Source organism: Sulfurovum sp. TSL1, from assembly GCF_019972135.1.
GTDB lineage: Bacteria > Campylobacterota > Campylobacteria > Campylobacterales > Sulfurovaceae > Sulfurovum.
Genome location: NZ_BPFI01000001.1, coordinates 1,031,963 through 1,043,337, shown reverse-complemented (window position 1 = coordinate 1,043,337; position 11,375 = coordinate 1,031,963). Strand labels below are relative to the sequence as shown.

The 11,375-nt window shown below is 42.0% G+C and carries 7 protein-coding genes; 4 read left to right on the top strand and 3 right to left on the bottom strand.

Annotated features, from left to right (window positions below):
- The first annotated feature begins 139 nt into the window (after nt 1-139).
- Complete coding sequence (locus LDM98_RS05040; protein ID WP_223898252.1) at nt 140-1,420, top strand: nitrate/nitrite transporter; 1,281 nt, start codon at nt 140-142, stop codon at nt 1,418-1,420.
- Between the two features lie 240 nt (nt 1,421-1,660).
- Entirely contained in the window at nt 1,661-3,304 is a 1,644-nt protein-coding gene (locus tag LDM98_RS05035; RefSeq protein WP_223898251.1) for a bifunctional protein-serine/threonine kinase/phosphatase, read from the top strand.
- A 1-nt stretch (nt 3,305) separates the two neighbouring features.
- Here LDM98_RS05035 and mltG read toward each other — a convergent pair whose 3' ends face one another.
- Nucleotides 3,306-4,250 (bottom strand): endolytic transglycosylase MltG, encoded by a 945-nt coding sequence (gene mltG / locus LDM98_RS05030; protein WP_223898250.1) that lies wholly within the window; start codon nt 4,248-4,250, stop codon nt 3,306-3,308.
- Between mltG and LDM98_RS05025 the strand changes: the two genes are divergently transcribed.
- Nucleotides 4,186-6,777 (top strand): AsmA-like C-terminal domain-containing protein, encoded by a 2,592-nt coding sequence (locus LDM98_RS05025; RefSeq protein WP_223898249.1) that lies wholly within the window; start codon nt 4,186-4,188, stop codon nt 6,775-6,777. The two genes, mltG and LDM98_RS05025, sit on opposite strands and share 65 nt — an antisense overlap.
- Nucleotides 6,778-6,812: 35 nt before the next feature.
- On the opposite strand, the gene LDM98_RS05020 is transcribed toward LDM98_RS05025, so the two are convergent.
- Both LDM98_RS05020 and secA read right to left on the bottom strand, forming a co-directional pair.
- Entirely contained in the window at nt 6,813-8,039 is a 1,227-nt protein-coding gene (locus LDM98_RS05020) for an ABC transporter permease (protein WP_223898248.1), read from the bottom strand.
- On the bottom strand, nt 8,039-10,678 hold the full coding sequence (gene secA, locus LDM98_RS05015) for a preprotein translocase subunit SecA (RefSeq protein ID WP_223898247.1): 2,640 nt from the start codon (nt 10,676-10,678) through the stop codon (nt 8,039-8,041). Before secA ends, LDM98_RS05020 begins: the two co-directional genes overlap by 1 nt.
- A gap of 174 nt (nt 10,679-10,852) precedes the next feature.
- On the opposite strand from secA, the gene lolA reads away from it, so the two are divergent.
- The gene (gene lolA / locus LDM98_RS05010) at nt 10,853-11,374 is read left to right on the top strand and encodes a LolA-like outer membrane lipoprotein chaperone (RefSeq protein ID WP_223898246.1); all 522 of its coding nucleotides are present in this window, start codon (nt 10,853-10,855) and stop codon (nt 11,372-11,374) included.
- Nucleotide 11,375 lies beyond the last annotated feature (1 nt).

Here is an 11,375-nt window from a genome sequence, read left to right as displayed (position 1 = left end):
TTTTGAATATATAATTTTAATGTAGGTTTTGGCCCATATTTATGTAAAAAATAAATGGTTAAAAATTAATCATAAATCAATAAATATGACTCTCTTATCATTGTATACTTCACGAATCATTCATCTGAGAGGAGAAAAAATGGCAGGATTTAAGGCGTTGAAAGGGCAGGGACATACACCTACGTTGTTCATGGCTTTTTTATATTTTGATATGAGTTTTATGGTTTGGACCATGTTAGGTCCGCTCTCTACAGAGATCAGTGAGGCATTGGCTGCGACAGGTTATATGATAACAGCGGGCGAAAAAGCCACACTGCTTTCACTTCCTATTTTATCTGGTGCACTGTTAAGGATCCTACTTGGTTTCGGGGTGGATAAGCTCGGTGCAAAACTGACAGCGCTCATGGCACAGTCTGTAGTGATCGCAGCACTTCTCATGGCATATTTTATGGGTGAGACCATTACGTACAATGCCCTGCTTATCGTAGCGTTGGGGCTTGGTTTTGCGGGAGCATCATTTGCTGTGGCACTTCCTCAGGCGGGTCAGTGGTATCCGCCTAAGTTACAAGGCGTTGTACTTGGGCTTGCCGGAGCGGGTAACATCGGTGTGGTCATTGACTTCTTATTTGCGCCTAAGATCGCAGAAAAATGGGGTTGGGAATCCGTATTTCTGGTGGGTGCGGTTATGGCTATCGTAGTATGGATAGCCTATGCATTCATAGCTAAAAATGCACCGGAATCTGTCTATAAAGCCAGACCTAAAAAACTCTCTGATTACGGGAAACTGCTTAAAGATAAGGATACCTGGTGGTTCAATCTTTTCTATGCAGTGAGTTTTGGCGGGTTTGTAGGTTTTGCAGGGTACATGAAAGTCTATTTGATGAACACCTATCAGGTAGAGATGAGCGCATTTGGACTGGATATATTGGATGAGGACAATGTGAAAGTCGTTGCAGGTTATTTTGGTGCATTGTGTATTTTTTCAGGTGCCGTACTTCGGCCAGTAGGCGGTGCCATTGCAGATAAAATGGGTGGAGTAAAATCACTCTATATCTTCTTTGGTACGGTTGCAGCACTGGCTGTGGTAAATGCTACCATTGCATTGCCGTTTGGCTTGGCCATCGTGGTGCTTTTTCTTATCATGGCAAACTTGGGTATGGCAAATGGAGCAGTCTTCCAGCTGGTCCCGCAAAGGTTTGGTAAAGATATCGGTATTATGACTGGGATCATCGGTGCAGCCGGCGGTCTCGGCGGTACTGCACTGATCAAGACCCTGGGTTGGTCAAAAGGTGCTTTTGACGGGTATACTGCAGGATTTATGATATTTGCAGCAGTGGTTCTAGTCGCGATCGCAGGCATCTCACTTGTGAAGACCAGATGGAGAACGACGTGGGGATTGAAAGCAGGCGGTATGATCTGAATCTCAATTGATGTAATAGAAATCATAAAATTAATATACATCATTGAGTCTAGGGCATTTACAAAAAATCATTGATTAGCTTATAGCTAACCTCAAATTTTTAGCAAACACTCTAAACTCAAGCATGAACATTACGTTCATGCATCTATCACATCAAGTGAGATTATTTTTTCTTCGATATTATTTTAAATTATGTCATAACTTCTATTATATAATTTAGAATAATCATAAAGGCAGCCTATGTCAAAACAAAGCATCGAAACATCGGGACTCACACTTGCTAAAGGTACACAGCTCAAAGGGGATGATTTCTTTGAAGTGAAAGTAATGGAGAACATTACTGTCGCCGTGGTCTGTGATGGTGTGGGGTCTGCGCTGCAGGGAGCACAGGCAGCCAAACACACGACCAATTTTTTGATCAATGCGCTGAAGAACAGACCCAAAAGCTGGACGATGGAAAAGTCCATTAAACACTTTATAGAAAATATCAACAGAGTACTCTATCTTGATTCGATGGCAGAATATGACCGTGAAGAACTTGTTACGACACTCGCACTTGTCGTAATAGAGGGTGACAGACTCTACGGTGCAAATGTTGGGGACAGCCGTATCTATTTACATAGAAATATTGATGGTGATGCGCAACTGACCCAACTCTCTGAAGATCATATCATGGATGAAGAGGGTATGGAAAATGTACTGATGGCAGCGATGGGACTGGAGGAGAGTGTTTCACCCTACTATTTTGAAAATAACCTTTTAGCAGGCGATATGATACTGCTTTGCAGTGATGGACTCTATCATGAACTTTCGGAAGATGAACTGAGAGCAGATATGAAAATGGGTGCCTCTTTTTTGGTAAAAAAAGCAAGTAAACTCTATCATGATGATCTTCCTGACGATACTACAGCCATTGTACTTGAGATCAAAGAGGTGGATCCCCGGTTCAGACTGAAACAAAGTGACCTTATGGTACGTGAGCATTATAAAGCGGGTGAAGTGATCGATGGCTACACACTCATCAAGCCATTGATCCAAAACGAACGTACCTGGCTTTGTGAAAAACGGGGATTCAAGTATGTGATCAAGTTCATACCGTATGAAGCGATGGATGATGAGATGATACTCGACCTGTTTGTAAAAGAAGCTTGGATGGCAAAGAGACTCAAAGCAGGTTTTTTCCCAAAAGCAGTGATCCCTAAAAATCGTACACACCGTTACTACATTATGAGTTTCATAGAAGGTCAGACACTTAAAGCGTACAGTGCCAAAAAACCGCTCTCAGTGGATTTGAGTGTTGCATTGGCCATCTTTTTGCTCAAGATGTCGAATTTCCTTATGAAATACGACCTGGTCCATGGGGATATCAAGCCTGAAAATATCATTGTGACAGAACGTAAAGGCAAATTGGTATTTAAAATGGTGGACTTTGGAAGTATCACTGAAGCCTACTCCAATGTGACACGGGCAGGTACACCTTCATACCTGGCACCGGAGCGTTTTAAACAAGCACCGGTCAATGAACAGACAGAGATCTATGCCATAGGTGTGACACTGTATGAAGTACTGACACACAAGTTTCCGTTCGGAGAGATAGAGCCTTTTCAAAATCCCTCTTTTGAAAAGCGTATCAAAGCACCAGGTAAACTCAACCCTAAAATCCCTGCATGGTTTGAGAGTGTGATCCTGAGAGCGCTGGATACCGATACGGATCAACGTTACAGAAACTACTCAGAAATGCAGTACGAAGTCAGTAATCCCTTGAAAGTCAAACCCTACTTTGATAAAAGTACATCTATTCTGGAGAGAAATCCGCTTCTTGTATGCCGTATAGGATTTATAGGCATGATCGTGTTGAATATCGTTCAGTTTCTGTGGTTCTAGATCAGCGTGCTTTTTGAATATTTTTACGATGCGTTTTATAGCTGTGCGTAAAGTCGTGTACCCCTTTGTCATTTTTCATAAAGTAAAGGTAGTCGGTCTTTGCCGGCTTGATCGCTGCGATGATCGCATTAAAAGAGACGGCACCTATAGGCATGTGAGGCAGCCCTTTATATTTGTACGTGTTAAATCTGCTTGTGTCATTTTTAATGCGTTCCGGAGTGACTTTGACATGAGAATATTTACCGTAATTCAGTGTCCCGTCCATTTGCAGAGGCATACCTTTCTTAAGACGGTTATAGATCACAGATGAAACGACGGGCATCTCTTCTGTATTGGCCGCTTCTTTTTGGATGATAGACGCAACAATGAGTACATTTAACCACTGTTTTTTATTATAGGTTCCATAGATCTTTTCAGAGATCTCTTTATATTTTTTTTCAGAGGCAGAAAGAAGAAAATGGATAAAATGTTTTTCACTGATACCGTAAGGTACATAATAGGTATCTGCATAGATACCCGCTTCAGGGTAGTGCGAAAACTCTTGATAATAGGCGTCCAGTTTTGTTTTATCAAGATTCAGGTCAGCCGCTACGGAAGTGAAGAAGAGTTCCGTGGTTTCACCCGGGATCAGTGTGATCTCTTCCATTTTGGCTTTGGCCGTGGTCAGTCTATATAAAAAATCGATACGGTTCAAACGGGTTGCACCTATATCGACCCAACCGCTTTGAGGTTTCCCCAGAAAGACCAAAATATATGTATCTATAGGGCTTAAGGCATACCCTTTTTGTGTCAGCTGTGATATAATGTGCGTAATAGATCCCTGCGGTACTAAAAGTGTCCGCGTTGTTTGAATGGGCAGTGTTGTATAAAAGGCGAAAGAGATGATCAAAACCAGTATAATGTTTTCTGCCCATGCTATCCATGTGCTTTTACGTAATACACTCATCTTCCTGGTGGTCCTTTTTATCGCTTTTTTTATGTGGCTAATGGTAGGTATCAAATTGGATACCATTAAAGTCGCTGGTTACAATGTAGAGGGATTATACATTAAACTCGATAAAAAGCTTATAGTAAAAGCGGATCATGTCATTCTCCCCCAGAGTAAAGCCAAACCTTCTTTTAGCAGTGTACATGAGACATTTGAGCGTATCAAATATCTACTAACCTTTTTCGAATCCATCGTAGTGAAAAATATCACCTTCAATAATAACACCATGAGTATTAGATTTAAGGATGATTTCTTAGGGCTTTCAAGTAAAGAGTATGAGATCATAGGCTCAGCAAAACGTGAAGGGAAGATGTTAAAAGCAACGATCCCTCTGCTTTTTTTGAAAAAACATAATGTAACGATGAGTGGAAAACTGACCTACGATCTGCATGAAAAGATATTGTCAACAGAAGGCTTTTTTAAACTTTATGATGCATTGGGAAGATTTCACGCGATCAAAGATGGCAATAAGATCGATTTTGGACTGGAGAGTGACAGTTTCCGTGATCTGAAAAGTATCGTTGATATGTTTGATCTTAGGGAAAGTGTGCGAAGCTGGATCGTCGATAAGGTCAAAGCAGACCATTATACACTGCGCTCCTTGACGGGTAAAGGAAGCTTGGAAAACGGCACCTTTAAAATGGACTTTGATGCACTGAACGGCGAAGTGCTCTTTTCAGATACGCACATACATTTTAAAGAGAACCTGCCGCCGGTTTTAGCCCCAAGTTTACTATTGACCTATCACAATGGCGGACTCTATTTTGACCTGAAGGAGCCGACCTATGAAGGCATCAGTTTAGATGGCAGCAAGGTAAGCATACTCAATCTACTTAATGCAGACACGAACCTAAAACTGAAAATAAAAGCCGATCACCGGTTTGACGTCACCATGCAGAACTTACTTAAAGCCTATGATATTGTGTTGCCCCTGGATCAGCAAAGCGGGAAAGTCAATGTGTTGTTCATGGCAGATCTGGCCTTGAAGAACAGTTATCAGGATTATTTTGTCAATGTGGATTTTGATAGAGGCGATGTATTACTGGAAAAAGTCAAACTTCCTATCGTAAGAGGGAATGTACAGTATCACAAAGGCCTGATCACATTTAAAAATATCTATTTGGAAGATACGTTCTATGAAGGCAAGCTCGATGGTACGTTGGATATGCAAAAGAAAAAAGCAGATTTCATCTTTGATGCCAAGCGTATCACGCTTGGAGATGAAAAAGAGACATTTTTTAACTTAGAGAATAAAACACTGCCTTTTACACTCAACTATGAGAAAAATATCCATATCAAGATACCCAAGCTCTCTATGAAACTTACCAATGAGAGCAATGAAACCTCCATCCAGTTGAGTGACCTGAATAAGATCAAACCCTATCTGCCGGATCCAGGTCCCATTGAGAATGGCGGGAAAGTAAATATTAAAACAAAAGATTTTAACACCTATACCTTTGATGGCATGTTGAAAAGGGAATCATGTTTTCTTTATGAAAAAGATGATCAATGTAAAACAAGAGTGCCTTTTGAGGGTACCGTCACATCCAATGCGTTGGATTTCTATGCTTTTGATAAACGTTTTTATTACAGTAAAGCCAATTCACGCATTAAACTCACCAACCTCAATTTTGATCTTGAAAAATTCTTGACGCTAGAAGCAGAAAAAGAAAAAAGCGAAAAGACGACGAAAAAGGATGACACCAAAGAAGCAAAAAGTTTGATCATTTTAGGTGAGAACAGCCAATTAAGATATGGTGAGTATAGCTTGGTGACGGACAGTTACGATGTGGAAGTGAAACCCAATGGAGACATTCAGGCCATAGGAAGTTCAGCCGGAGATATTATCAAATTTTCTAAAGAGAAAGATATCTTCTCTATACGGGCATTGCGTATACAGGATAATGCACTGCATCCCCTTATAAATTTTAAGGGTTTACAGCATGGACGCTATACATTAAAACTTTCAGGTGACCCTAAAAAGACCATGCAAGGTGAGATCATTGTTGAGGGCGGGGTGATGAAGGATTTCAAGGTCTACAATAACACTTTGGCCTTTATCAATACCATACCTGCCTTAGCCTCTTTACAAAACCCCGGTTATTCCGACAAAGGCTTTACGATAGAGAAGGGAGTCGTCGAATATAGAATGATCAAACAGGATAAGATCCTGTTTGATTCCATTTATATTAAAGGTACATCGGCAACGATCGCAGGAACAGGAGAGATCGATCTTGAGAAAAAAACCATCGATATCAATCTTGCTATCCAATCGGCAAGAGAGTTGGGTAAACTGGTAGGAAGTTTGCCTCTGGTAGGTTATATTTTGATGGGAAAAGATAAGAGTATGACCTTCGGACTCCAAATTACAGGAACATTAGACGATCCAAAGGTCAAGACATCCGCGGGCGGGGATATACTCTCATTACCTCTCAAAATACTCAAAAGAGCACTGGAGTCACCGGAGCATATCATCAACGAATAGAATGGTGGATTTGTCTGATGGGACGCACTTTTATATTACTCATTTCTGAGTACCGTTAAAGGGTCCGTCTGAGATGCTTTTTTTGCAGGGTAGAGGGCAGAAAGCAGTATAATGATACTGGTACCTAGTATGATCAATCCAAAATCATGGAACGTCAGATCAACCGGCAGTTTCGAAGTACCGTAAACATCCGCAGGCATGGAGATGATGTCAAAGGTTGTGAGTACCCAGATACCCAGTCCGCCAAGGAGGGTACCCGCTACGATACCCGCACTCCCTATAATAAGGCCTAATCTAAAGAAGATCGCTTTGATCTCTACTTTCGTGGCACCCAGTGTACGCATCAGGGCGATCTCTCTTCTTCGGCTCATCACTGTCATCAGCAAAGAAGAGATGATATTGAGCGAGGCGACAAGGATGATAAGAAGCAACACCAGGAAGAGCGCCTTTTTTTCCATTTCCATCGCTGCAAAGAAATTTCCGTTCTGCTGCCACCAGCCTTCTATGACGACCATTTCAGGCAGTACGCTTCGTATGGCGTCTATCTCATCCAGAGGATTTTCGGTATAGATATGCAGACCGTCATAGCTTCCATGTTTACGGTCCAGAAGTTTTTCAAACGCTTCCAAAGAGGTATACATGATCGCTTTGTCATAGGCTTTAAGACCGGATTTGAAAATACCGTCTACGATAAAACGTTTTTGGAGCGGCATGGTCCCAAAACCGATAGCCTGCTGCTCTGAAAAATAGAGTGTGACCTTTTCCCCTTTAGGCGCATTCATTTCAAAAGAGAGCCCTTCACCTATCACCACCCTGAACTTGCTTGTTTCATGGCCTGTTGCCTCTTTAAAGATGGCGTTGATCTTGCTCTCTTTATCAAAATCCACACCATAGACCAAAGAGCCTTGCACGGCACCGTCATTTTTTGTGATGACCTGAGTGGTATAATAGGGACTGAACTGAAGATGGGGAAACTTTTCTCCCAATCTAGTGATCAGTGCATCATTGACGGTATCTTCTTCCAGTGGAAGTATGGTCAGAGGGTAGTTCATCACAAAAAGTTTTTTGGTGAACTCTTTTTGTGTCCCGTTCATGATCCCCATGGCGATCATCAGTACCATTACACCTGCAGCGATACCCAAGAAAGCCAACATTGCAGAGATAAAGATAAAAGGGTTCTCTTTATCATATTTGAGGTAGTGTTTGATGATATGCCTAATAAACTTTTTATTAGGCGAGGAGATTCTGGCAGGTGTGGACATTATGCCAAAAGACCTTTTTTAGGTCCGCTCTGTCCACAACAGTTTTTATATTTTTTACCCGAACCGCAGGGACACGGATCATTTCTTTTTGGTTTTTTTGTGCCTGTGATAGGACTGAGTTTTGATGAATCTTCAGCAATGACACCTTCTTCAAAAGACTGGTTGAGTGTCGTATTGGCAACATCGTTCTCTAACTCTTCTCTGATCTGCTCCACTGCAGCTTCCTCTTCCTCAGGCGATTCAAAGTCAAACTGTACAAGCTGAAGTACTTTGACCGCTTCTATCTTGATACGTGAGACAAGATCTGTAAAGAGTTTATAGCTGTCCTGTTTGTACTCCGTTAACGGGTCTTTTTGATTGTACCCTCTAAGCCCGATACCTGTTTTAAGTACATCCATTTCATACAGGTGGTCTCTCCACTGAGGATCAAGCACCTGGAGGTATAAGATACGTTCTATCTCCTGTCTTTGTTCAGGGTCGATCTGGGACATTTTGCGTTCGTAGAGGTTCTCCATCATTTCAGTGATCATAGCAGTGAGCGCTTCCATTTCTTTCTCTTTGAATTGTTCACTTTTCACTTCAATACGCAGCTCTTCTTTGATCAATGCAGCAAGTCTCTCTACATCAAAATCTTCCGTAGGCATCCCTGCAAAGATCTCAGCTTCTCCTAAAAGGTACTCTATATACTCTGCACGGTTCTCTTTGATCTTGGCAGCGATGTCAAACTGTGGATCAAGGAGTTGATTTCTGAATGCATAGATCGCTTTTCTTTGGTGGTTCGCCACATCATCATATTCCAGGATATGTTTTCTTGACTCATAGTGCTGGTTCTCTACTTTTTTCTGTGCTTTCTCTACCGAGCGTGTCACGATCTTGGAGTCAATGTATTCGCCGTCTTCAACCCCAAGTCTGTTCATGATATTTCTGATCTTCTCCCCGCCGAAGATACGAAGCAGGTTGTCATCAAGACTGAGGAAGAACTGACTCTCTCCCGGGTCCCCCTGACGTCCGGAACGACCTCTGAGCTGATTGTCTATACGTCTGCTCTCATGACGCTCTGTACCCAGTATCACGAGCCCGCCAAGGCTTCTTACTTCATCCTCGATCTTGATGTCAACCCCGCGACCTGCCATATTGGTAGCAACGGTTACTGCACCTTTTTGTCCGGCATTGACGATGATCTCTGCTTCTTGTGCATGATTTTTCGCATTGAGGATGTTGTGCGCGATCTTCTCTTTTTTGAGTCTCTCATGGATCATTTCAGACTTTTCTATGGAAGCCGTACCTATGAGTACGGGCTGTCCTTTTTCATTGAGCTCTTTGATCCGGCTTACCACAGCGTCCATCTTTTCACGTTCCGTGTTATAGATCAGGTCATTTTTGTCCAGTCTGGCAACAGGCAGATTGGTCGGTATGGAGATGACATCCAGGTTATAGATCTGTGAGAATTCCGTAGCTTCAGTCTGTGCCGTACCTGTCATACCGGCAAGTTTATCATAGAGTCTGAAGTAGTTTTGGTAGGTGATCTCTGCCAGAGTCTGTGACTCTTCCTGCACTTCTACACCTTCCTTGGCTTCGAGTGCCTGGTGCAATCCTTCCGAATATCTACGCCCCTCAGAGAGTCTCCCTGTAAACTCATCCACGATGATGATCTCATTGTTCTGTACGACATAGTCGACATCTTTTTCAAAGATGTAGTGTGCTTTGAGCGCCTGGTCAAGGTGATGCGAAAGTACAGCATTTTCCAGATTGTAAAGATTTTCTACTTCAAAGAGATCTTGCGCTTTTTGCAGCCCGTCTTCTGTCATGACTATGGTTCTGTTCTTCTCATCGACGATGAAGTCACCCGTGGTCTGCTCCGGTTCACCCGGTTTTGTGTCTATCTTTTCTCCGCGTACCATCTGCTTGGCAATGGCATCTGCACGGGCATAATGGTTATGGTCACGCTGTGTTGGTCCTGAGATGATCAGCGGTGTTCTGGCTTCATCTATCAGGATGGAGTCTACTTCATCCACGATAGCGAAATGGTGTTCTCGCTGTACTTTTTCTTCCACTCTTACCTTCATATTGTCACGAAGGTAGTCAAAACCATACTCGTTGTTCGTACCATAGGTGATATCCGCAGCGTACTGCGCTTTTCTACCCATATCATCATGGATGTCCGCCGTAATGCATCCGACGCTGTATCCTAGAAACGCATAGAGCTGACCCATCTCTTCGGAGTCTCTTTTTGCAAGGTAGTCATTGACCGTTACGACATGTACACCTTTCCCTGTCATAGCATTAAGCACGACAGCCAGTGTGGCTACAAGTGTTTTACCTTCACCTGTTTTCATCTCTGCAATGTTCCCGTCGTTGAGTACCAGTCCCCCGACCATCTGTACATCATAATGTCTCATCCCTAAAGCCCGTTTCGCCGCTTCTCTGGTGATGGCAAAAGAGTCATACAGTACATCATCGAGTGTTTTGGTGCCACTTTGCACTTCATTTTTCAATGTTTCAAATGCAGCTCTGAGTGCTTCATCATCCAACGCTTCATATTGAGGTTCAAGTTGATTGATGTTTTTTACTTTTTTGAGGTAGTTTTTTACGATCTTGTCATTTTGTGTGCCAAAGAGTTTAAGTACGCTTTTTATCATTGTAGGTTGTGCCTTTGCATAAATTAGGATTATTTTATCCAAATAGCGATTAATATTCCGTAAAGAAAAGGTGAGTGCTTCACACGCTTGTTTCACAATTTTATGACAATATGACAGATATTAACACGGTACAAGTGCTATTTTGGTATATTTCAAGTTATTAAAGGAAAAAGAATGAGACTATTATCGTTACTGTTATTGGCATCTTCTCTGCTCTCTGCAAGCATAGAACTGCCAGAAAATTTCCAAGCAGATTTCATACAGACAATCACCAATACAAAAAACAAAGTGATCACCTACAGCGGCAACGTACGTTTCTCCAATGAGACACTTTTCAAATGGAGCTATAAAGAACCTACACAAAAAGAGGTATGTACCGATGGCTTGGAGCTGCTTGTGGTAGATCATGATCTGGAGCAGGTTTCTGCCTATCGTATATCAAACGGAATCCATATTGCCAAGATAGTAAAACAAGCAAAACTGCACCGTAAAAATATCTATGTAGCAGAGTATGAAAATAAAAAATATACCATACAGGTCGATGCACAAAAAAAACTGCACAGTATCGCCTATTTTGATGACCTGGATAACAAAGTACAGATACTCTTCAAACAGATGCGGTATGGAAAAGGAAATTTACCTGCACAAAGCATGAAATGTAATTACCCTATAGACTATGACATGATTCAAGGATAAG